Here is a 21192-nt window from a genome sequence, read left to right on the forward strand (position 1 = left end):
ATAGGGAACAAGTTCACTGGTTTTTTTAGTTGTAAATGCTCTATCCTGCTTTTTGATAGCAGAAAATTGTCCAACCGTATTTGTCGCTGTACATCTTGTTAGCTTGACGCCGCAATTCCGGCACATATAAATCATTTCAATCATCTCCTTGTATAATTTTCAATATCTGATTCATATACCCGTCCGTTTCTACAGGGATGATATTGCTCTGCAGGTCGTGTACATCACAGTGATCTACATACCATCTTGCATCCGTTATCGAGAAATGATAGTGATACTTGAGATTGGTTACAGCATGCAGGGTTACTGTCTTTTTCACTGTACCCTCTCCAATTAAATGCACGTTGTGCAGTTTTTGGACAAGCATCAACGCCAATATTTCACTACAGCTTGCTGTATGAGGGTTTACAAGTATGAATATTTTTTTAAAATCATAAAATTCATTATTGATTTTTTGGTGTATTACTTGCTTCTCCTTGTAATTCAAGATCAACATACTACATCTGGGAAGAAGCTGCCTGGCGATTTTTAGACAAGCGCCTAATTTACCGCCGCTGTTATTTCTGAGATCCAGGATCAAATAACTCATTTTAGCGTACTTTCCAAGCAGGCTGCCAATCTCCGCTGCTGACTCATCATTAAAACTAGTAAACGCAATGTACAAAATATCATGCAGCTTGATATCATATTTTATCTCATTCATTCTTTTCCGCTTTGCGAATGATTTCACTGGGTAAAAGTAATTAAATTGAGTATATATCGAATCCGTTGTACTATTCACAAATTGCTGAAAATCCAGATGGGAGATCTTCCGTCTGTTCAATAGAGCCTGCTTTTTCTCTTTATAACTATCCTCCATTACCAAATTTAATTCCTTTTCTTCATATACCTCGACAAGCATCTCCACCAGGCGCTTTGGAATATAGCGATGCGATCTGAGTTTGAGCATTTTTTATTCCTCTATTGTGTTGCTATCCTCAAATGTCTTAAGTAGCTTCTGTGTATTGATAATTAATTTCTCTTTATTCGGGTTATTAACGATCCAATAAGAAATCAGTAAAATGAATAGGGACAAGACAAATGATACACCTGTAATTTGCAGAGACACCTCTATCCCTTTACCATAATAGAATAAAAACAGAAAAGGATTGGCATAAATCAACAAACCTGCTGCAGATGCTAAGACTTGCTTAAGTTTGGAGTAATCCGCAAAATGAATTGTTGAAAATCCTATTATAGAAGCTCCAACTACAATATTCAGAACATTTTGCAGTATCGCCTGACTGGTTATATTGAAGTCTATATCGAATAGGAAAGGACCGCTAAGAACAGCTATCCATAAGATAATGTTGGAATATATGAATCCAATTACTGTAGTGCATACAAGGTTTACCAACCATATTTTTTTTATCGAGGTGTTAGTCGCCAATATAACTTCAGTGGATACAAGTTCTTCAATTGAGAAAAATACAAAGGTTTGCAGTAGAATTACGCTCAGAGAATAAAATGCAACTACATTTTCTGTTTTTATATTCAATATTAATAATAGAAACAAGTAAGCTACTGGTAGGATAAAAAATACAAGCACTCTGACTTTGCTTCTTTGGAATTCGCTATATTTCTTCCACATTAACGCTCTCATATTACAGGCTCCTTCTCACGATTCTTTCTTTCCTTATTTTCCTTCTGAGAACACCGTTCATTACTATAATCAATAGAAAACTGACGAGCACTGCAATAATAAAATCTTGTTTATTAAGGCTTAAGATCATGTAGTAGACAAGGTAATCAAGCAACAACACAGCAAATTTATATTTTTTCCCAAAATGCCATATCAATTTATATAACATTAAATGATATGCAGTAACCCAGGTTAATAAGCACGCAACCTCAAGGAAATTCATGTTGAAAGATACATCTGCTGCAAATAGAATCATAATATTAACAACTGAAACTACAATACACTTGCAAATTAAATATATTGTTTTTCCAAGCCACACATCTTCAACATTTATGGGCAATGCCAGCAAGGACTCTATACTTTGGTTTATATCTGAAATGATCATTTCCATCTGAAAGACAAAATAAATTGCCAGCAGCAAATAAACATCATAATTTTGAAAAGCACTTTTATATCTGATTAAAACGTAGTTTCCAAGAATAATGAAGAATATAGAAAGCAAATTTGCCTTAATCCTTAATTTATCTTTTTTCAGTTCTCGCCATAATATAGTTTTATATATGCTCATAGGCCTCCATACAAATTACTCATTAATAATTTTATTGTACAAGTGCTTCAGATCATTATTCACTCTCTTCATTTCCAGAATTTCTACATTATCACTCACAATCCATCGGGATAAATAATTTGCTTCATCCTTTAGTTGAACAAATACCCCATCCTCTATCAATTTGCAGGATAGAACAAAAGGCTGGCTCTTTAGTTTGTTTATCAGTTGATTATTATCTTCTGATTTTAGAACATATGTGTTGTCTGAGTATGCTTTCTCAAGTTCGTTGTATGTATTCACATGAAGAATGTTCCCCTTTTTGAGAAATGCCACATGCGAGCATACCTCCTGCAATTCGTTAAGATCATGTGAATTAAAAATAATGGTACATCCTTTGCCTGTAAGCTCTTGGATAAACTCCTTAAGGAGCATTCTGCCTTCTACATCAAGCCCTCTACTAGGTTCGTCTAAAATCAATAATTCCGGTTCATTAATGAGTGCACGGGCAATAGCCAGTCTTTGTTTCATACCCCTGGAGAAAAATGAAATCTTATCAGATCTTTTATCATACAAGTCAACCTTTTTCAGCAGCCGTCCTATTCTTTCTGATCTTTCCGGATATTTTGCCGAAGGGTAGTAAATGCGATCAAAGAACTCCAGATTATCCCAACAACTCAGATCTTTAAACAGGCCGATATTGTCCAGCAGGAAACCTATTTTTTTTCTGACTGAAGTATATTCCTTAGAAGAAACATCAACATTATTAACCAGCACTTTACCCTCGGTTGTGTTGTACAAATTCAAAATCATTCTAATAATCGTTGTTTTCCCGGCGCCATTTGGCCCTACAATAGAGAATACGGACCCCTTATGAATGTTAAGATTAATTTTGCTAATAATCTCTTGTTCGCCTATCCTTTTTGTAACATCTATTAATTTGACTTCCATAGTCCAGCCTCCAAATTGTACTCGCAGCTTTTTTCGATATTTACTTTATTGCATGCATTGCATGCGTATTTAAACTCACATCGAATGCACTTGCCAGATGTATCCTTGGTATAAACCGGCTTATTCCAGTATTCTTCTACGAGTATCTTTAATATGCTTGATATGCCCATTTTATTTACATTTCCAACCACCTCATCTTGTTTGCCTAAACAGCTTATGACATCCCCATTATGACAAATGGTTACTCTGCCGCTTAAGCACCAGTCATTCATTTTCTTTATGAAAAATTTATTCATGCCCGTTTTAATAATGGAGCTCTCTTTAATCACCGGATTTTGTACGGAAGTTCTCACACTCCTCCACGATTGTTTGATGGCCACCGGCAAAAAATCTATATCTATTAATGCAATAGTGACGTTGTCATATGAATCGTAATTAGTCATGACTTGCCCAAGGTCTGCTGAATCAAACAGATTAATATATAAATGGGTCTCCAGTGGCAGTTCATTAATTTTAATCAGGCCATTGGTACTTATGGTGATATTGATCTGTTTATTCAATCCGTAATTAACAATGTCAACCACCTGAGGAAAAATAGCCGGTTCTCCCCCTGTTAACACTAAATTCGTCACTCCAAAAAAGTTAAGCTCGTCAATGAGTTTATACCAATCCTCAACCCTCATGTCGTTGGTATTATTTTCTAATTTTATACACATTGGACAAAAAGCGCTACTACAAAAACTGCAGTCAAGATTACACTGATTAGTCAGTTGTAATACTGCAGAGCTGATTACCGGAGTGTCCTTCCAAAACTTCTTTTGATTAAAAACATTAACCGTTCTCAATTTATCTATAAAGATTTTGGTATCTGAGAAAAACCCCCAGCCCATATTGCTTAATTCCTTAACCAGTTTCTCATCGGTGCTAACCAATTCATTTTTTTCACATTTCAACAGTAGCTGGGTACTCTCTTCATCCAGCACTACCATTCTTTCTTGCAATAGATTGTGAATGACTGAGTTCTTCTCCCCTACTTCCAAGTAACATTCAGGGTACAAATTAAAATATTTATAGTTCAATTCGTTCTCCTCCCTTCTCATAGATTGTATTGAAATAGTCAACAGTTATATCTTCAAAAATATCCGGTCTCTCTTCCAGAATGTTTAAAAAATGGGTCAGCCTTTCCCGGACAGATCTTTCAATGTTAGTACATAAGGATGGGGATTTCACAAAAGCTGTATCCGTTGCACACTGTACAAAGCACATGCTGCAGAACCGGGTAAAATTGCAATCCTCACAATGATCACAAATGTTCTTGTTGTATTCATTGATGATGGAAGTGATTTTCCCATAGTCCAAGCCGTCATCAACATTACCAATCCAATGCTTCTCATTAATTTTTTCGCACATGTGTATTTTCCCGTCTGCAGTCACATATATTTTTTCCCCGGGAACACAAGTTGATGTAAATGGAAGGCACTCTGTACGTCTTTCATTAATAACTGAATGAAATGCCAGTTCAGAATAATTAATTCCGATTAGAGCATACAAAAATGAGTCCTTTTTAATCTTATTTTCGCTGGCCAAGTTATAGAATTTGTTCTGCAAGCCTGCCATCATATCATCGAAATCATTCAAATCACAGGAGGAAAACTGCTGATAGTATGTAGAATTAACCGCTTCAACCCGAGCAAGCTTAACCATGAACAGATCTTCCTCATCCAGAAACTGCTCATAGTCAAAGAGATTGCTCTTCAAGTCATAACAGGCGCTTATCCCAAATTTCGAATAATCCTTATAATCCTTTTTAAATTCACGGATGTTCGTAATTACTTCATCAAAACTGCCTTTACCGTTAAGCTTCACTCTATTTCTGTCGTGGTTTTCCTTATTGCCATCTAAACTTACGATGATGGAAAATCCGTTTTCGACTAAAAATTTTTGTACTTCCTTATTAAAGAGCACTCCATTCGTCGTTACATTAAATAGTATTTCTCCATATTGCGTGTAAGTAGACTTTGTATATTCAACAATTTCCCTAATTGTTTTAATATTAATTAAGGGTTCCCCGCCGTAAAACCCTATAACAGGTTTCCTGTTTGGATTTCTATACTGAATTGTTTTGAAATTTTCAAAGTAAAAATCTATTGCTTTTTTGCCAACCTCAAAGGTTAGCTGGGTGTTCTCATACCCTTTAGTGTATTGATAGTGGTCTGAGTATATGCAATATTTACATCTCAGATTACAACTGGAGGTGCTTTCTAGTATCAATTGTCTGAAACCATTGGCTTGCCGAAATAAATAGTCTTTCACTTGTCGGGTATCTACAGGGTATGATCTTAGATTCTGCTGAACAGGTATTATTGATTGATATTTACTGAAATGCTCTTCTTTTGTCCATGAGTCACCTGTAATCGGATTAATAATGCCTGTTGTGTCGTCATAAAAATACCTGTTCCCTGCTTTACTTTCTAAAAACAAACCTTTCATTAACTACACTCCCCGTGAAACAAGATATGAAATTTAACGTTTGTGAAAATTTGCACTAAGGGAAGTAAACAAATTACTTCCCTCGTCAGCTACCGTCTATTATGGATATAAAAATTACGTTTAAGTATGTCCTAGCTGTTTGCTACATTGATACCGACTGCCCCGGCACTTGTAGTTGAACCGGCAATTTCCAATGTGGCTGCAGCTGTAGCAGCTTGTCCCAGAACAGGAATAATACAAGCCAAGCAAGCCAAACAAGCTATACAAGCGACACAAGCATAACAAGCTATGCAACCAGCCATACTTTCTTCCGTTCCAATCTCCCGCATCCTTTTCGCCTCCTTTCCCTATTGCGATTAGCTCTTGTTTCAATGAGCAGCTCAATTATACTTCCAATACTTGTTAATAAATCACTTAGTGTCCCAATTGCAATAATTAGAGTCCGAGTGGCATATTAGCTAAAATTTTTTAAGCGTTAACGTTTAATGGAATGAATGTAAAATCTTTAATTCTATAATAAATTTTATGTAAAATAATAGAATATTATTGTATACTATTTCTTGCCTTATTTTTGCGTATTCATTTGCAGGGAGGGATAATAAATTGATTAACATTGCAGTATGTGATGATGATATTAGTGAAATTGCCCGTTTACAAAAGATGTTTGCAAGACTTGCTGTCTGCTCTTCATTTGACATACAAATACATTACTTCACGTCAGGCAAAGAACTGCTTCGAAAATACAAAGAACATACCCCCTCAACATTTCAGGTTTTATGCCTTGATATAGAAATGCCTGATATTAATGGCATTGAGTTGGCCCAAGAAATACGGAATTCCCCGGATTTTGATGTGCAGATCATCTTCCTGACAAGTTATCCGGCTTATATACTCGACAGCCTTGACACCCAGCCCTTCCAATATTTAATAAAGCCAGTTCTCTATGAGTTTTTTGAATCCAAAATGTTCAAACTGTTAAATTACCTGTATTCGCAATCCAAAAAGTATTTAACTATTAAAATTGAAGGGGAAGACTTTTTTTTTAGATATTCAGAGATTATTGCAATACAGAAAAGTAAGAAGGTAATTGGGCGAGACTATATGGAGATCATTACTACGGCAAAAGATTATTACACCACAAAAGGAATATTGTCGGAGATCCAATCAAAGCTAGAATTTCCGTTTCTGCAAGTTCACCGTTCAGTACTTATTAATCTGGATCATCTCCGTAAGTTGACAGCATCATCGGTTATCATGATCAATGATTCTGAATTCCCTCTCAGCCGTTCTAAATCCAAGCTCGTCAAGGAAGCATTAGCACGAAATTTGGTTATGGGTCTTAAAGACAATGTATAAAGAACTTTCGATATGGTATATGGGGGCTTCTTTATTTTCCATTTTTATAGCCAAACGTTACTTTTCAACACATTTCCAGACGCTTCGGAATAACACGAGCATACGATTATTTTGCCTATCTGTAGGAAGCATTCTATATACAATATCAAATTCACTCATTCTCCCCATTACTTTTCACGCCTGTTTGACGGTTTCCGGGACCCTACTATTTGCTTTTATTTATAGAGAAGAAACTTTCAGGACTCTATACTATTCATTCAAGTATCTATCTCTAATAGCCGTAACATATATTGTATCAAGTTGCCTTTTTTTTCTATTCTTGAAATTTTCACATCTGTATTTATCAGAGAATGAATCCCATTTAATAGTTATCACACTGTCATTGATATTTTTATTTCTCCTCATAACTTTTAGCTCAACAATCAAAAAAAAATCTAAGCAGGGGTTGCCTAGATTACAATACTTCGTCTTTATTCTGATCCTTCTCAATAATACATTTGTCGCAGCTTATCTTTTAATCAACAACAAACACAACACACTCTATCTTTTCGCTACGATAGCAATATCATCCACTAGCTTATTTATCATTTACTATTCTGAGTTAGCTGCCAAAGCAACTAAGCTGTCTAAAATAAACAACCGGCTAAATGAACAATTTCTAGCTCAAGATAACAATTTAAAACATATGACGAATACATTTAAGAATATCCAGAGCGTAATTCACGATGTCAACAAGCAATTAATATACATCGAAAAATGCATTGTTGAAAACTCATCACAAGATGCTGTTATACATATCAACCAAACTCTTCAAACAGTTCATAATTCATATCACCTTATAAATACTGGGAATTTAATCATTGATGCGCTTGTTGGCTATACCCTAAATACCGCTAAACATAGAAAAATTGATGTCACCCATCAAATTCATGCAGTCCCGAATAACATCAGCATTGAACGGTATGATCTGTGTATTCTCATGGGGAATATTCTAGACAACGCAATAGAAGCTGTGGAGGGAGTTAGACAGAGAACGAAGTGGATTAAGATCAATATTCACTCTAAAAAAAATTTTCTAATTGTACAAGTGATCAATCCCTATGAAATTTCTCATGTTGAATCCAAATCCTGTAGGCACGATTGCAAAACACACGGATACGGTTTGGATAACATTAGAAGTGTTGCCGATAAATACGGAGGAAGCATGAGCATATTAAAAAATGAATCAACCTTCGATATCATTGCTGTTTTGCCTTTTTCAAAAAGAATATAAAAGAGAAAAGAGCTCTTAATAAAAACTCTCTTCTCTCTTGGCCTTTACTTTCTAGAACGGCGGGCAAGAAACTACCCTGGCGTTCTGAACCCTTAAATGGTCTTACGCCTTCGCACCGTTCAACATTTCACTTACGCCTTCGCTAAGCGTCGTGAGCGGACGCTGCAGCAGCTTCCCGAAATCATCACTCTCGATGTCCAAAGCACCTTCGCGGATCGCGGCTTGAATCGCGACCACAATCGGGAGCGCTGCTTCCGGCACGCCCGCTCCGGCCATAACGCTGGAGTAGGTGGCATCATCCACCTGCTGCACAGCAACGTCCTTGCCCAGCACGCTGCCGACTGTTGCAGCCAGCTCTGCCTGGGTTGCCGGCTTGCCGGACAATTCGTACACGGCGTTCTCTGTACCTTCGCCAGCCAGAACGACGGCTGCTGCCTCTGCATAGTCGCGGCGGGTAGCCCAGCCAACCTTGCCTTCGCCAGCCGAAGTCAGCCAAGGGGCTCCGGCTTGAACGGCCTGAATGGAGCCGATCTCATTCTCCAGATACCAGTTGTTGCGCAGGAAGGCATAAGGAATGCCTGACTCAATAATGAATTGTTCCGTTGCACGGTGCACCGGAGCAAGGAACAGGGTACTGTTGTCGGCATGGCCAACGCTGGTGTACACGATGTAGCCTACACCTGCCCGCACAGCGGCATCAACTGCTGCCTTGTGCTGGCGGATCCGGGTATCATTATCTCCGTCTGCTGATACGATCAGCAGACGGTCCACACCGGCAAACGCCGCATCCAGTGTCTCCGGCTGATCGAAATCACCATGACGGACGTCGACTCCACGGGCCCGCAGGCTCTCAGCCTTCTCCGGGTTTCTTACACTGGCTACAAGCTTCTCAGCCGGTACGGATTTCAGCAAGGTTTCTGCTACGATAGAACCAAATTGTCCTGTTGCTCCTGTTAATGCGATTGTCATGTCAATTCCTCCATTTGGATATATTTATTTGAATGCCGTATTGTATTTCATGCTGTGTTGAGGTTTCGTTGATCCTGTAACTATTGTAGTTACATGTAGACGAAATGTCAAATATATTGTTTCCCGCCTTTATTATTTTCAAAAAAAAGCGAACTACTCCGCTTTTACAGCGTCTGTATAAATAAATACTGAAGCTCATGCTTCCGAAGTGAGTTTTGTACAAAGTCGATTCAAGGATGTTATGCTCACAAAACTTTTAGGAGGTTATCCATGAACAAGCTGATTGTTTATTCGTTGGCTGGAATCTTAACAATTGGAATTATGGTATCTTGTAGTGATAAATCCGGCACAAATGCTGCATTGCAAGCGGTGAACGCTGAAACTGAGATTTCGGCATCCCCTCAGGCAACGGCTCAACCAACCGCACAAGCGACTGATCAACCTGCAATTACCCCTCAGCCCAGTCAGGGGAATTTTACTACAGGTGTGTTTCTAGATTTAGATTCGATCGAAGATCCCTTATTTAACGAGGAGATTAAGAATCTATTGAATATAACATTGGAGGCCTTGGCTAATAAAAAGGAGGAGTCCTTCCGCAGCGTGTTCAAGGACAGTCAGTCCGCGGATGCATTTATGTATTTGTTCGGGAGAGATTATTATTTTGATACTATAGGTACCGTTGAACAAGATAAAGAAGGAAGAGTAATCGTAGAAATTAGAGGAAAAGTCAAAGACAGCGGTGAAATAAAAGAGCCTAATTCGTTCTACTACTTCATGAAGGACGCAGACAATCACTGGAGTTTGCGGGCGATTGATTAACCGCCCGGCTCCCGCGCCCGCCAAATGACCGGCGGGCACGGGGAGTGATCTTTCAGAACGGAGAGCCGCTTATGCACTGACCGTTTTGAAATAGCGGTACACCTGCTGAAGCTTCTTCGCGTGCTTGCCCCGCGGGCTCTCCATGCTGCCGAACTCGAAGAATTTCACCTTGCGGATACCCACGTAGTTAAACAGCGCTTTACGCATCAGGGCTTTGTGCGAATTATTCAGCCACAGCAGCGGATAATGCGCCGGACCTTTCATGCTGGATACACATACCACCGATTTTCCCTTCAGCAGCCCTTCCGGCAGAAGCCCGCCCTTATCCTTGTACGCAAATCCCGAAGCAAACATCTGATCAATATAGCCCATGAGCATTGCCGGAGGCCGTCCCCACCAGATCGGGTAGACCAGCACGATTTGGTCCGCCCAGATCAGCTGTTCCCTGTACTTCGCCAATGCCGGATCACTATGCATATCCCTCCTGCGTTTGTGCTCATTAAAGACCAGCACCGGGTCAAAACCCTCCTCATATAAATCCAGCACCTTAATTTCCTTGATCTTGCCATTCTCCTTGCTCCCGCGGATCACTTCCTGCAAAAAAGCATAACTGAGACTCTTGTGATTCGGATGTGTATAAATAACCAGTGTGTTCATATGCGCTGCCCCTTTACTTATCATTTGATAACAAAAGAGTAACATATCCCGAATTTAGTTGTCAAATGATAATTGTTTTTTGATAATTATTTTGCTATGGTGTCATGTAGAGGTGATCCTATGGACCAGAATAATTTATTCCAGAAATTCGTGACTTTCACCACCGCTGTCCATCAAATAACAAGCGATATTTCCAAAGACGTGAAATCCGAGGCGCTAACGCCTGTTCAGTATAAAATTCTTGAATACATTGCCGTCAGCCAGCCCGTCACGCTCAGCGAAATCAGCGAATGCATGCATATGTCCATGCCCAACACGAGCCGTGAGCTGAAGAAATTAAGCGAAAAACATCTATGTCACAAAATCACCGATCCCGCCGACCGGCGCAAGCAAGGCATCACCCTCTCTCCTGAAGGCGAAACCATGATGAACGAGGCCTTCCAGCACATCGCCGTCCGGTTTGCTGACCGCCTCGCACATGTTACAGCAGAGGAACGCAAAGAGATCGAGCACGCGCTCGATCTGCTGCAGGAGAAAGTATTTTATTGAGCGGAAGTTCCGTTACCAACATTTAACACAAAACCATTTCGGCTTGTCATCGTCCAACTGTATAGAATCAAATCTATCAGTAAGGTGATGAATACATGACGAAAAGCAAAACTGTACTATTCTCTTTATTGGGCCTGTCCCTCTTCTACTCGGCTTCTGCTCATGCAGACACAGTGACCCAGACGCAAATCACGCCGAAGAAGATCTCCATCTATTTGGACGACAGGCAGCTCCAAGCCGAGGTTCCGCCGGTCAGCCTACGCGGTGCTGTACTGGTTCCAATGCGCGGACTGTTCGAAGAGCAAGGGGCCAAGCTCAATTGGAATAACACGGCAAAGATCGTTACTGCCACCAAGGGTGACAAGAAGCTAACCTACCGCATCGGGGATACCACCGCCCAGTTGAATGGGCAATCGCTCCAGCTGGATGTTCCCGGTCAAATTACAGATGGCTACACTTTGATTCCACTGCGCTTCGTCAGCGAAGCACTCGGAAGCAGCGTAACATGGGAGCCGGTTACCCAGTCAGTGCGGATCTTTTCTCCAATAACCTATGAAACCTCCATCCTCTGGGGTGTCAACTTGCGGAGTGCCCCGGATGCCCAAAGCGGCTCCGTCCAGTCAGAAATGCTGCCTAGCGGTGCGAAGGTTCATGTGATCCGTGAGGTTAACGCTTTATGGCTGGAAGTGCAGACCGAAGACAACCAAAGAGGGTACATATCGGCGAAACCGAAATACAGCGATTATACCAGTGCTTCTCTGCTGGATAAGCAGGCCGATGCGCTGATATCTTACGGAAAGACCTATCTAGGCACCCCGTATGAATTCGGTGCTTCTCCGGATCAGACGAAAACCTTTGACTGCTCTTCGTTTGTGAAGCGATTATTCGGAGACACCCTGTCCATTGAGCTTCCGCGCGTATCCTACGACCAGGCCAAAGAGGGCAAGAAAGTCGGCATCGACTCCTTGCGCAAAGGTGATTTGCTGTTCTTCAGCGCACGCGGCCTCGATATCGGCCATGTGGCCATCTATGCCGGAAACAATCAGATTTTGCATACCTATTCCAAAGACCTGAATGTTCACGTTGAAGCCTTTGACGGCCAGTGGAGAAAACGGTTTGTGACTGCCCGCAGAATTCTATAGAACAATTCCCCCCCCTCCAAGGCGCATGAATTAGATCCTTACTGCGCCCTTTGAGGGGGTGTTGTCTTTTCGCCGTTGGCAGCACTAAGCGAACAAGATCACCCTATATAGATTGAACTGAAAAGTTTAGAGTAAAGGGTTAGTCGCAACTACGGTGAATATTTGGACTTCCGGCCGCTGTTGTCTTCCGATTCCTTGATTATGACCGCTGTTTGCGGTTGAAATCCGAAGACAAAGGCGGTCGCTATCGCTCCTACAGTTCCAAAATCCCCCTCCGTCGCTCCGCTCTCTTTCTTCAAGTTTCAAGTTCATTCTATATAAGGGGTGAACAAGCTGGTTCACTTGAGAGATAACGGCAACGGGACCTCTATTATTATTTAATCCTCTGGCCCGCATACGGCCAATTCAAGTGCATCTTTACCCTTCATTCCGCTTTAGCAACTTGTAGCGGATGTAAGGTTACTTTTCGTGCAGTATTCCTCACAGTGTTCACCATAACGCGAGCAGAAAGACAACGCGCCTACGTATCACCAAGCGTATTTACAACCTTTCAGATTGCACAATTTATACAACAAAAAGCGCCTTTACAGAAGCTTTACAGCTGCTAAATCAAGACTGTGGGTGGCACCATTCCAGCCATTTTCTTCATTCCAAATGAATTTATCTCTTGCAGGTGACGTTGCGTCACCCGTTATACTTGAAGTAATGATTGTTATTCTGCCGCAAAGTTGAGGTGATGGACAGGATGCACAAAGGTTTAACCACCGGACAAATCTCCCGGATAACCGGGGTGACCGTCAGGGCGCTGCGGTATTATGACCGGATCGGACTGCTGAAGCCCTCCCATTTCGAAGGAGACACCCGCCTGTATAACGAGGAGGATATCGCCAGACTCCAGAAGCTCTCGGTGCTTAAATTCATTGGGCTTTCCCTGGAAGAAATGGGCACCGTGATGGAGATCGGCAGCGGGAGTGATCTGCGCAGCGCTCTACAGCTCCAGAAGCAGCTTATCCGCCAGAAAATACATCATATGGAGAGTGTGGTCCAGGCCATCGACGCCTCCATGGACTATATGGAGCAACAGGAGCAGGTAGCGGACTGGGAAGAGCTGGCCCGGATCATCCACATGATCCGCACGGAAAGGGATTGGGGCCGGCAGTATCAGAATGCCGCCCGGCTGCAGGCGCGAACCCGGCTGTATGATCAGTTCAGTACGAATCCGCAAGGGTGGCACAGCTGGTTCTTTGAATACATGCTGGAGGCAACGCAGGAACTGCGTTCATCCTCTACCCTTCCTTTGCAGGTGCTGGATATCGGCTGCGGCGATGCGGCTCTTTGGGTTCGAAACCGGGAGGGGATTCCGCCCCGCTTGGAGATCACGCTTGCTGATGCCTCCCCGGGGATGCTGGAAGCTGCGCGCAGCGCACTTGGGGCGGCGGCTGGAAGATTTCAGTTCCGCCAGGCCGATGTTATGGCCATGCCTTTTGCGGATAACGAATTTCAGATCGTGATTGCCAATCACATGCTGTACCATGTGGAGCAATTGACGCCGGCATTCACGGAAATTTCCAGAGTGCTTAGCCCCCGGGGAAGCTTCTTCGCCTCTACGATGAGCAGCCGGCACTTGCGGGAGATGGAAGAACTCGCCCGCGAATTCGATCCAGCCCTCCGGGTACTGGATGACACACTGGAACAATTCAACCTGGATAATGGCGCAGAGCTATTGCAGCCCTGGTTCCCGGCTGCACGGGTTGAACGTTATCCTGATTCTCTTGTTGTGACGGAAACCGGTCCGCTGATCAGCTATATGACCTCTACACCCATGAATGCGGGCAAGGTGCTGAAGGGTGAGACACTGGAACAATTTATGGCTTTTGTAGAGCGTAAGATGGCGGACCAGGGAAGCCTGGTGATTACCAAGGATATGGGCGTGTTTACATGCCGCAAACTATGACGTAGCGGCTGGATCCAACAAAAAAAGGAGGCTTTACCTATGAACCCTAACGTGCGAATCAAGCAAATTGACCTGCTATCTGACAACTGGTATACATTGAAGAAATACACCCTGGATTATCGGAGCGGCGACGGGACCTGGGAAGAGCAGCAGCGCGAGGCTTATGACCGTGGCAACGGCGCAGCCATTCTGCTCTACAACCGCAAGAAGCAGACGGTTGTCCTGACCCGGCAATTCCGTCTGCCTACCTATATTAACGGTAATACATCCGGCATGCTGATCGAAGCCTGCGCCGGACTGCTGGATCAGGACAGCCCGGAAGAATGCATCCAGCGCGAAGCCGAGGAGGAGACCGGCTACCGCCTGTCGGAGGTGCACAGTATCGGCGGAGTGTATATGTCGCCGGGCTCGGTAACGGAGATGCTGCATTTATTCGTCGCGGAATATTCCGACGAGATGAAGACAGGGCGGGGCGGCGGACTGGATGAGGAACAGGAGAACATCGAAGTGCTGGAGCTTCCGTTTGACAAAGCGATGGAGCTGGTGGAGAGCGGTGAAATCAGGGATGCCAAGACCATTCTTTTGCTGCAGCATGCGAAGCTTCACCGGCTGGTCGAACCGGAGGAGCCGAAACCTCTGCACATCCTCATTGCCGGTCCCTACCGCTCAGGTACCGGAGACGATCCGGCATTAATTGCAGCTAATCTGCAAGCCATGAATGAAGCTGCCTTGCTGGTGTACAGGCTCGGCCATCTGCCGGTGCTGGGCGAGTGGTACGCATTGCCGCTGATGGAGGCGGCAGGCTCAACAGCCATCGGCGACGAGGTGTTCAATGAAATGTTCCACCCTTCCTCCGTGCGGCTGCTCAGCCATTGCGATGCCGTCCTGCGGATCGGCGGGCCTTCTCAAGGCGCTGATGAAATGGTGCGGATTGCCAAGGAGAGCGGGAAAAGAATCCTGTATGGGTTAGAGAATGCGAACACTTCCTTATGCCATATGTAAGATGCTGTCCCCCTAAAGCCTACAGTTTCTTGGCAAACTCATTCAGCTTCTCAGACATTCCCTGAATCTCATCAATAAACGCGGACATCTGCTCGGAGGACTCCGCCTGCTCCTGAATAATTGAGGCAATGCGTTCAATGGAAGTTCCCATTTGCGATGTTGCCTCTTTGAACGACAGCAATGTGTCTTGAATCCGTTTGGTAGAATTCACGGTTTCATTCGACAGCTTGCGGATTTCACCCGCGACAACACCGAATCCTCTGCCTTTATCTCCGGCATGGGCGGCTTCGATAGCCGCATTAATGCCGAGCAGGTTCGTCTGGCTGGCAACATTCTTGATAATGGAGACCACCTGATCAGTTTCGTTCACCTGCTCCCCGGTGCGTAGTGCAAGCCCCAGCAGCTTTTGGGTGAAACCCGCCAGCTCATTGGAACCTTCAGCTACCTCACCAAGCCTTGCGGCGGCCTGGGTGAGCGAGCTTGAGATTTGATCCGATATCTTTCTCAGCTCACTCTGACGCCTCAGCTGCACTGCTATCCCCCCGATGACCTGTCCCTCCCGGTCATGAAGCGGCGTAGCCGTCCCCGTGAACTCAAACCCGTAAAACTCCGCAGGCACCTCGGCTCTCAGCGGGATATTGCTCTGAATAACCCCAGTCAGCGGCTCTTCCGGATGCAAAGATTGCCCCACTTTAATATTCAGATTAATATCCTCCCCCGGCCAATAAGCAATAAATTTCTCCAGATCGCATATTGCGATAGACAGGTCCGCCGGAACGGCTGCTTTGAGCACCGGAATTAACGCTACAATATTCTCAAGTGAATCCACCTTATTCATTTTCTATATCCCCCTAATTGCTAGACCCGGACTCAATACAAATACTGCTCCCAAGCTTTATTCATCCTTACTTTTAATATATCGAATTTTCATTAGTTTTTTTTTAATTATTCAGCTCTACCGATCCCAGTCATGTGTAAAAGAATGAAAGACATCATGCTTGATAAGCTGCTCCGGGTTTAAGAAAAAAAATAATGTGGTAATAATTGAGGGGCTGATTAGACCGTGAAATGAAACGAGGAGGGACTACGAACATGAAAGAGACGAATTCATCAGGTGCTCTTCCTGATAAGGAGTTACACCCGTCCGGCCTTGCTGCGCAAGCGGTAGATGCCATCGAGGATCTGTCCGGCGTCCATCCAGGTTACCGCCGCACCGCCTATGCTGATTCCCATCAGAGACGCAGCAGGGAATTATAAATCTGTGCCCTCCACAACAAAGCACAAAGAAGCGTCAGAGACACCCTTTGGGGCTTCGGCGCTTCTATTTATTATTCCTTAATGATCTTTAGTGTAAGTTGGCCTGTTCAGTGTAAGCGAAACCTCGCTCCCGTCCATGAATCCGGCCTCTACACATAACTCCACCAGTTTATGCACTCCGTTAAATTGCTGACGGTTGCGCCGGTCAATTTTGACCATTGCTTCCACTGTAACCTCCTTCAGCTTCTCCACACTGTTCTGCTCCAGGGCTTGCACCAGCTCTTTCATCTTATCCAAATAATACACCGTGGTTCTAAGCGTTCGAATCAGCATGATTTGCCTTGCGTGTACCGGAGTGTACAGGCGGTAGCCGTTCTCCGGATTTCTCTCCGGGGACAGCAGCCCTTCCTTCTCCCAGTGCCGGATGGCGGAGGTCTGCACATTCGTGATAGCCGCCACTTCTCCGATGCTCATCTTATGCTTCATTCCTTTACCCATAACCGGATGGAGTCCGGGGTCCTGCAGCAAAGCAAGCGTTCTGCCCGCGGTGACTTTCTCTTCCTGCAAACGGGCCTGCTCGGCGCTTACCAGCCATAAGGCAGTGTCCAGCTCCCCTTTCTGAATATGCCGAAGCACCTCATAGGTCAGCGGGTAGCCAAAGCCGGGAACCATGGACCGAAGACAACGGAAATACGCCATATGCAGCCCGGTGTACAACCGATAGCCGTTCGGAGCCCGTTCCGGTGGCGGAACCACGCCCCAAGCCTCGTAATGTCTTAATGCACTGGTGCTGATGCCAAGCGCCTTGGCGATTTCAGCCGGTTTGTATATAACCATCTGCCGTTCACCTCTTTGCATACCTGATGATTGTAACAGTAGCAAAACTGCCCCGTGATGGCAAACCTTCAATCATAACCTTAAAGTGCTGTGATAGCCTTCGGGAATAATTTAACCTCTGGGGGCAAGGGGCCTTCTGCTAAAGCTTCTCTCTTGCATCAATGTTGTATATTGGTTGGTGTAATAGATTATGCAGTAACAAATAGCTGAAATGGAGGGCTGATCATGCTTACAGCAAAATTGCATGATGGAAGTAAAATCGAGGTCGTAATTACGGGTGACGGACCGAACCTGCTACTGCCGGTTAATCCGTATCCTGTTATAGGTCCCCAGGCAGCGGAAATGCTCAAATGGGGGGCTGATCCGGCACTGGGACGTTCACTGATCGACGCGCTCAGCGGTAAATACCGGGTTATTGCCTTTGACTATGAAGGGCATGTCCAGAGCAAGCCGAAGCCGGATACGCTGACACCCGCCAACATTGCCAAGGAATTTCTGTCCATTGCCGATGCTGCGCAAGCGCCCCAATTCGCCTATTACGGCTACTCTTGGCTGGCGCTTAGCGGACTGCAGCTGGCTCTTCGTACAGACCGCATTACCGCGCTTGTCATGGGAGGATTCCCTCCCATCGGCGGACCCTACAAGGAGATGCTCCGGGTAACGATGGCTGCGCATGAGCTGTCTCAAGCCTCACATCAGCATCCGGCCCCTTCGCCGGAGAGCCAGAGCGAAACCTGGGACGACTTCGACTGGTCCACAGTGGAAGTCACCCTGAACGAAGCCCAGACGCGGCAGTTCGTCACGTTGTATGAGGCGCTGCAGCCATTCGATGACCATGCTGCGCAAACCGCGCTCAGCTGTCCCCGGATGTGTTTTGCCGGGGCTGCCGATACTATTGATTATGATGAACGCTGGGGAGGTGTGAGGGTCGACATCGCCGGGCCTTTTCTCCGGCAGCGCGAAGAGCTCGAAGCGCTGGGCTGGAAGGTCTCGGTGCTGCCAGAGCTCGACCATACCGGGGCCATGCAGGCGTCACACGTCCTGCCCATCCTGATTCCCTGGCTTAACTCCAAGCTGCTGTAGCCATGCGGAAATAAATGATTTGAGCGTAGGATCAAAGCCGGTATTTTCGGGTAAAGGTATGCAACGAATCCTATATCAGCTGGACAGAAAGGATGTTGTGCATGCAGCAGGCTATGATTATCATTAATCCCTCCTCCGGCAAGGAGGACGCGCTCGAATATATTAGTCAGGCAGAAGAGATTCTACAGAATAACGGATACATGGTTACGGTCAATGAGACGGCAAAAGAAGGCGACGCCACCCGCTTCTGCATTACTGCATGCCGGGAAGGTTATGAGCTGGTCGTTTCCATCGGCGGCGACGGCACGCTCCATGAAGTCATTAACGGGCTGATTGATCAGGAGCACCGCCCGCGGCTGGGTATAGTTCCGCTTGGAACGGTCAATGATTTTGCCCGCGCTTTGCAGGTTCCCCTGGATCCCGGACAGGCCATCGCTGCACTCACATCCTCCAGGATTCAACCAGTCGATGCCGGCCGCCTAAATGACCGGTTATTCGGAAACGTCGTCGCCGCCGGTTCACTCGCCGAAACACTGTCAGGCGTATCGTCAGATGACAAATCAAGGCTGGGAGCCTTTGCCTATTTCAAGGAAGGCTTCAAAGAGCTTGCCGGAAGCGGCAACCCGGCTCATTCCTTGACCATCCAGTATGATGGCGGGATATGGGAAGGTGAATCTCCGTTATTCGTTGCCGCTCTTACCAACTCTGTAGGCGGATTCGAAAAGCTGGCGCCGGGTGCGCAAGTTGACGATGGCCTGCTTCACTGCTTTATCATCAAAGACCTCAATATCTTCAATACGCTTACAGTCAGCATCTCTTTGCTGCTGGGCAACCTGAAGGATCATAAGGATGTCATTTATTTCACGGCCAGCCATGTCACCGTAAGCTCACCCGCCCCCGTCCGGACCAATGTGGATGGCGAAGAGGGCCCGGCTCTGCCGATCCGGTTAAGCACCCTTCCCCGTTATGTTCAGGTAATCGTGCCTGAAGAGGAGTAGCGGGCACTCCCAGGGGAATACCCTATCCCCTCCTCATACTCCAGGCTTATACTGATTTAATTTCCCTTCGTAAATCAACTGCAGCCGGTCGCTCTGCCGAAAATCATCGGGCGTAACGAGCGCTGGAAGCTTGTTCCATAGCTTGATGCCGGAACGGTCCAGAATTTCCGCAACAAATTGTGAGCAAAAGTAAGAGTTGCTGAATTCGACCGGCTCCTTCAGTGCGATACCGATAACACCGAGGATGTTATATAGATACTTCTGCTGGCTGCGGATAAAGATGTGCAGCACACGTTTCATTTTCTCCACCTCACGGTCCGTGACCTGAAGCTCGTAGATGACGCATGTTGTATTCGGATATTTGCTGAATGTGCCTGTCTGAACATCCTCCTTCACAAATCCGCCGTTCAGGGGATTGCTTGGATGTTTTCTCCCGAAGCTGTACATTTCCGAAAGCCCGCGGTCAAAAGCGACCGAGGCGTGATTATACGGCGCTTTCGTGTAGCCTTGAATGAGCTTCGTAAATAACGTGCCGGTATTCGTAAGCAGGATAAAGACCGATTGATTACCTGTCATTTACAAAATTTCCCCTTATCAAGTTTGGAAGTTTCCTTCATAATAACATATGATTCCTTTAATGGAATCCTACCCTGCGACAAGTTGGTGATAGCTATAGACCGCTCCTTATTAACATTAGTGCTTATTTTCGCTGCCCTTTCGGCCATCCATTTAATTTATGTTGTAGTGAGCAGACTCCAAAAGAACAAGGACTATACCGGCATCGGCTTCCGCATCAAAACCTGGTGGGGCATGCTCCTTATCTTCTGTCTGGCCACCTTGTTCAATCCGGTCGTCTCGCTGCTGTCGCTGATGGCGCTCACTTTCTTCGCCCTAAAGGAATATTTCTCGATGATCCGGACCCGAAAAGCCGACCGCCGGCTGTTCCTCTGGGCGTATCTGGCGATTCCTTTGCAGTTCTATTGGATTTATATTGAGTGGTACGGGATGTTTATCGTCTTCATTCCCGTGTATGTATTTCTGCTCCTGCCGCTCCCGCGGCTGATCAACAAAGGCACGCTCGGCTTTCTGCGCAGCGTCAGCTCCACCCAATGGGGACTTATGCTGATGGTGTTCGGGCTTAGCCATCTGGCCTACTTTCAATTTGCCACCCCGGAATACGGAGCCGGACTCGTCCTGTTCCTGGTCGTATTAACCCAGCTCAATGATGTCATTCATTATCTGGCCTCGATCTATTTCGGCAAACACAAGGTGGTTCCGACCGCCAACCCCAACCTGACCTGGGAAGGGTTCATCTGCGCATTTGTGGTCACAACAGGGGGATCCTATCTGATCTATCCCTACCTGACGCCGCTTAACCCGACCTTCGGACTTTTGTCCGGCATGCTGATCAGTCTCAGCGGTTACTTCGGCAGCTTAACGGTTTCCGTGCTGAAACGGGATTTGCTGATCGGAGATGATGACAAGTTCGACGCGCTCAAAAAAAGCTATTTAAGCCGGGTCGACAGCCTGACTTACACCTCGCCGGTCTTCTTCCATGTCATCCGTTATTTCTTCGATTTCATGTAGGAGAAACAGCAAGCAGCACGCCTCCGCTGACCGGAGACGT

24 protein-coding genes are annotated in these 21192 nt (G+C 45.2%); 11 read left to right on the forward strand and 13 right to left on the reverse strand.

Translation table 11 applies throughout. The features are described from left to right. Positions 1–136 precede the first annotated feature (136 nt). The 7 genes from ACAN56_RS27125 to ACAN56_RS27155 form a co-directional block, all read right to left on the reverse strand. Entirely contained in the window at positions 137–949 is an 813-nt protein-coding gene (locus ACAN56_RS27125) for a S41 family peptidase (protein WP_379146705.1), read from the reverse strand. Between the two features lie 3 nt (positions 950–952). Then, entirely contained in the window at positions 953–1642 is a 690-nt protein-coding gene (locus ACAN56_RS27130) for a hypothetical protein (RefSeq protein WP_379146707.1), read from the reverse strand. Between the two features lies 1 nt (position 1643). Continuing rightward, positions 1644–2249 (reverse strand): hypothetical protein, encoded by a 606-nt coding sequence (locus tag ACAN56_RS27135; RefSeq protein ID WP_038597907.1) that lies wholly within the window; start codon positions 2247–2249, stop codon positions 1644–1646. Positions 2250–2264: 15 nt separating this feature from the next. Beyond that, positions 2265–3179 carry an ABC transporter ATP-binding protein gene (locus ACAN56_RS27140; RefSeq protein ID WP_379146709.1) on the reverse strand — a complete coding sequence of 305 codons (915 nt, stop codon included), beginning with the start codon at positions 3177–3179 and terminating at the stop codon, positions 2265–2267. Continuing rightward, positions 3164–4258, reverse strand: a complete 1095-nt coding sequence (locus ACAN56_RS27145; protein WP_379146711.1) for a radical SAM protein — start codon at positions 4256–4258, stop codon at positions 3164–3166. The genes ACAN56_RS27140 and ACAN56_RS27145 overlap by 16 nt, the downstream gene beginning before the upstream one ends. Next, a complete protein-coding gene (locus ACAN56_RS27150) occupies positions 4248–5669 on the reverse strand; it encodes a radical SAM protein (RefSeq protein ID WP_379146713.1) in 1422 nt (473 codons plus the stop codon). Before ACAN56_RS27150 ends, ACAN56_RS27145 begins: the two co-directional genes overlap by 11 nt. Positions 5670–5800: 131 nt before the next feature. Then, positions 5801–5998: a hypothetical protein gene (locus tag ACAN56_RS27155; protein ID WP_038597914.1), complete on the reverse strand. Its 198-nt coding sequence runs from the start codon at positions 5996–5998 to the stop codon at positions 5801–5803. Positions 5999–6272: 274 nt separating this feature from the next. Between ACAN56_RS27155 and ACAN56_RS27160 the strand changes: the two genes are divergently transcribed. Both ACAN56_RS27160 and ACAN56_RS27165 read left to right on the forward strand, forming a co-directional pair. Further along, positions 6273–7025: a LytR/AlgR family response regulator transcription factor gene (locus ACAN56_RS27160; RefSeq protein ID WP_038597916.1), complete on the forward strand. Its 753-nt coding sequence runs from the start codon at positions 6273–6275 to the stop codon at positions 7023–7025. A gap of 445 nt (positions 7026–7470) precedes the next feature. Next, positions 7471–8298: a sensor histidine kinase gene (locus tag ACAN56_RS27165; protein WP_197073637.1), complete on the forward strand. Its 828-nt coding sequence runs from the start codon at positions 7471–7473 to the stop codon at positions 8296–8298. Positions 8299–8400: 102 nt separating this feature from the next. On the opposite strand, the gene ACAN56_RS27170 is transcribed toward ACAN56_RS27165, so the two are convergent. Next, positions 8401–9267, reverse strand: coding sequence for an SDR family oxidoreductase (locus ACAN56_RS27170; RefSeq protein ID WP_038597919.1), 867 nt, complete (start codon positions 9265–9267; stop codon positions 8401–8403). Positions 9268–9537: 270 nt separating this feature from the next. Here ACAN56_RS27170 and ACAN56_RS27175 point away from each other — a divergent pair, with 270 nt between their 5' ends. After that, positions 9538–10086, forward strand: coding sequence for a hypothetical protein (locus ACAN56_RS27175; RefSeq protein ID WP_379146717.1), 549 nt, complete (start codon positions 9538–9540; stop codon positions 10084–10086). A gap of 69 nt (positions 10087–10155) precedes the next feature. On the opposite strand, the gene ACAN56_RS27180 is transcribed toward ACAN56_RS27175, so the two are convergent. Next, positions 10156–10743, reverse strand: coding sequence for an NAD(P)H-dependent oxidoreductase (locus tag ACAN56_RS27180; RefSeq protein WP_038597923.1), 588 nt, complete (start codon positions 10741–10743; stop codon positions 10156–10158). Positions 10744–10863: 120 nt separating this feature from the next. Here ACAN56_RS27180 and ACAN56_RS27185 point away from each other — a divergent pair, with 120 nt between their 5' ends. Together ACAN56_RS27185 and ACAN56_RS27190 are read left to right on the forward strand one after the other, a co-directional pair. Continuing rightward, positions 10864–11292: a MarR family winged helix-turn-helix transcriptional regulator gene (locus ACAN56_RS27185; RefSeq protein WP_038597925.1), complete on the forward strand. Its 429-nt coding sequence runs from the start codon at positions 10864–10866 to the stop codon at positions 11290–11292. A gap of 95 nt (positions 11293–11387) precedes the next feature. Next, the gene (locus ACAN56_RS27190) at positions 11388–12434 is read left to right on the forward strand and encodes a stalk domain-containing protein (RefSeq protein ID WP_379146720.1); all 1047 of its coding nucleotides are present in this window, start codon (positions 11388–11390) and stop codon (positions 12432–12434) included. A 149-nt stretch (positions 12435–12583) separates the two neighbouring features. On the opposite strand, the gene ACAN56_RS27195 is transcribed toward ACAN56_RS27190, so the two are convergent. Continuing rightward, the gene (locus ACAN56_RS27195) at positions 12584–12733 is read right to left on the reverse strand and encodes a hypothetical protein (RefSeq protein ID WP_342437660.1); all 150 of its coding nucleotides are present in this window, start codon (positions 12731–12733) and stop codon (positions 12584–12586) included. 446 nt (positions 12734–13179) lie between these two features. Here ACAN56_RS27195 and ACAN56_RS27200 point away from each other — a divergent pair, with 446 nt between their 5' ends. Further along, a complete protein-coding gene (locus ACAN56_RS27200) occupies positions 13180–14388 on the forward strand; it encodes a MerR family transcriptional regulator (RefSeq protein ID WP_379146722.1) in 1209 nt (402 codons plus the stop codon). Positions 14389–14427: 39 nt separating this feature from the next. Beyond that, the gene (gene nudK / locus ACAN56_RS27205) at positions 14428–15390 is read left to right on the forward strand and encodes a GDP-mannose pyrophosphatase NudK (RefSeq protein ID WP_038597931.1); all 963 of its coding nucleotides are present in this window, start codon (positions 14428–14430) and stop codon (positions 15388–15390) included. A 19-nt stretch (positions 15391–15409) separates the two neighbouring features. On the opposite strand, the gene ACAN56_RS27210 is transcribed toward nudK, so the two are convergent. Then, positions 15410–16228 carry a methyl-accepting chemotaxis protein gene (locus ACAN56_RS27210; protein ID WP_379146725.1) on the reverse strand — a complete coding sequence of 273 codons (819 nt, stop codon included), beginning with the start codon at positions 16226–16228 and terminating at the stop codon, positions 15410–15412. A 254-nt stretch (positions 16229–16482) separates the two neighbouring features. Between ACAN56_RS27210 and ACAN56_RS27215 the strand changes: the two genes are divergently transcribed. Further along, complete coding sequence (locus ACAN56_RS27215) at positions 16483–16647, forward strand: hypothetical protein (RefSeq protein WP_379146728.1); 165 nt, start codon at positions 16483–16485, stop codon at positions 16645–16647. A 78-nt stretch (positions 16648–16725) separates the two neighbouring features. Here ACAN56_RS27215 and ACAN56_RS27220 read toward each other — a convergent pair whose 3' ends face one another. Further along, the gene (locus ACAN56_RS27220) at positions 16726–17484 is read right to left on the reverse strand and encodes a MerR family transcriptional regulator (protein ID WP_038597935.1); all 759 of its coding nucleotides are present in this window, start codon (positions 17482–17484) and stop codon (positions 16726–16728) included. Positions 17485–17709: 225 nt separating this feature from the next. On the opposite strand from ACAN56_RS27220, the gene ACAN56_RS27225 reads away from it, so the two are divergent. Further along, the gene (locus ACAN56_RS27225; protein ID WP_379146731.1) at positions 17710–18567 is read left to right on the forward strand and encodes an alpha/beta fold hydrolase; all 858 of its coding nucleotides are present in this window, start codon (positions 17710–17712) and stop codon (positions 18565–18567) included. A gap of 101 nt (positions 18568–18668) precedes the next feature. After that, positions 18669–19565: a diacylglycerol/lipid kinase family protein gene (locus tag ACAN56_RS27230; RefSeq protein WP_038597938.1), complete on the forward strand. Its 897-nt coding sequence runs from the start codon at positions 18669–18671 to the stop codon at positions 19563–19565. 33 nt (positions 19566–19598) lie between these two features. Here ACAN56_RS27230 and ACAN56_RS27235 read toward each other — a convergent pair whose 3' ends face one another. Further along, entirely contained in the window at positions 19599–20141 is a 543-nt protein-coding gene (locus tag ACAN56_RS27235) for a hypothetical protein (RefSeq protein WP_379146734.1), read from the reverse strand. A 96-nt stretch (positions 20142–20237) separates the two neighbouring features. On the opposite strand from ACAN56_RS27235, the gene ACAN56_RS27240 reads away from it, so the two are divergent. Next, a complete protein-coding gene (locus ACAN56_RS27240) occupies positions 20238–21152 on the forward strand; it encodes a phosphatidate cytidylyltransferase (RefSeq protein ID WP_379146903.1) in 915 nt (304 codons plus the stop codon). Positions 21153–21192: the final 40 nt, after the last annotated feature.

Origin of the sequence: Paenibacillus paludis (genome assembly GCF_042610515.1) — a bacterium.
Taxonomy (GTDB): domain Bacteria; phylum Bacillota; class Bacilli; order Paenibacillales; family Paenibacillaceae; genus Paenibacillus_AQ.

Coding starts and splice junctions, on each gene's coding strand:
- ACAN56_RS27190 (WP_379146720.1), top strand. CDS start 11,388: ATGACGAAAAGCAAAACTGTACTATTCTCTTTATTGGGCCTGTCCCTC.
- ACAN56_RS27220 (WP_038597935.1), bottom strand. CDS start 17,484: ATGGTTATATACAAACCGGCTGAAATCGCCAAGGCGCTTGGCATCAGC.
- ACAN56_RS27225 (WP_379146731.1), top strand. CDS start 17,710: ATGCTTACAGCAAAATTGCATGATGGAAGTAAAATCGAGGTCGTAATT.
- ACAN56_RS27150 (WP_379146713.1), bottom strand. CDS start 5,669: ATGAAAGGTTTGTTTTTAGAAAGTAAAGCAGGGAACAGGTATTTTTAT.
- ACAN56_RS27135 (WP_038597907.1), bottom strand. CDS start 2,249: ATGAGCATATATAAAACTATATTATGGCGAGAACTGAAAAAAGATAAA.
- ACAN56_RS27230 (WP_038597938.1), top strand. CDS start 18,669: ATGCAGCAGGCTATGATTATCATTAATCCCTCCTCCGGCAAGGAGGAC.
- ACAN56_RS27200 (WP_379146722.1), top strand. CDS start 13,180: ATGCACAAAGGTTTAACCACCGGACAAATCTCCCGGATAACCGGGGTG.
- ACAN56_RS27155 (WP_038597914.1), bottom strand. CDS start 5,998: ATGCGGGAGATTGGAACGGAAGAAAGTATGGCTGGTTGCATAGCTTGT.
- ACAN56_RS27185 (WP_038597925.1), top strand. CDS start 10,864: ATGGACCAGAATAATTTATTCCAGAAATTCGTGACTTTCACCACCGCT.
- ACAN56_RS27175 (WP_379146717.1), top strand. CDS start 9,538: ATGAACAAGCTGATTGTTTATTCGTTGGCTGGAATCTTAACAATTGGA.
- ACAN56_RS27170 (WP_038597919.1), bottom strand. CDS start 9,267: ATGACAATCGCATTAACAGGAGCAACAGGACAATTTGGTTCTATCGTA.
- ACAN56_RS27180 (WP_038597923.1), bottom strand. CDS start 10,743: ATGAACACACTGGTTATTTATACACATCCGAATCACAAGAGTCTCAGT.
- ACAN56_RS27130 (WP_379146707.1), bottom strand. CDS start 1,642: ATGAGAGCGTTAATGTGGAAGAAATATAGCGAATTCCAAAGAAGCAAA.
- ACAN56_RS27215 (WP_379146728.1), top strand. CDS start 16,483: ATGAAAGAGACGAATTCATCAGGTGCTCTTCCTGATAAGGAGTTACAC.
- ACAN56_RS27140 (WP_379146709.1), bottom strand. CDS start 3,179: ATGGAAGTCAAATTAATAGATGTTACAAAAAGGATAGGCGAACAAGAG.
- ACAN56_RS27235 (WP_379146734.1), bottom strand. CDS start 20,141: ATGACAGGTAATCAATCGGTCTTTATCCTGCTTACGAATACCGGCACG.
- ACAN56_RS27125 (WP_379146705.1), bottom strand. CDS start 949: ATGCTCAAACTCAGATCGCATCGCTATATTCCAAAGCGCCTGGTGGAG.
- nudK (WP_038597931.1), top strand. CDS start 14,428: ATGAACCCTAACGTGCGAATCAAGCAAATTGACCTGCTATCTGACAAC.
- ACAN56_RS27210 (WP_379146725.1), bottom strand. CDS start 16,228: ATGAATAAGGTGGATTCACTTGAGAATATTGTAGCGTTAATTCCGGTG.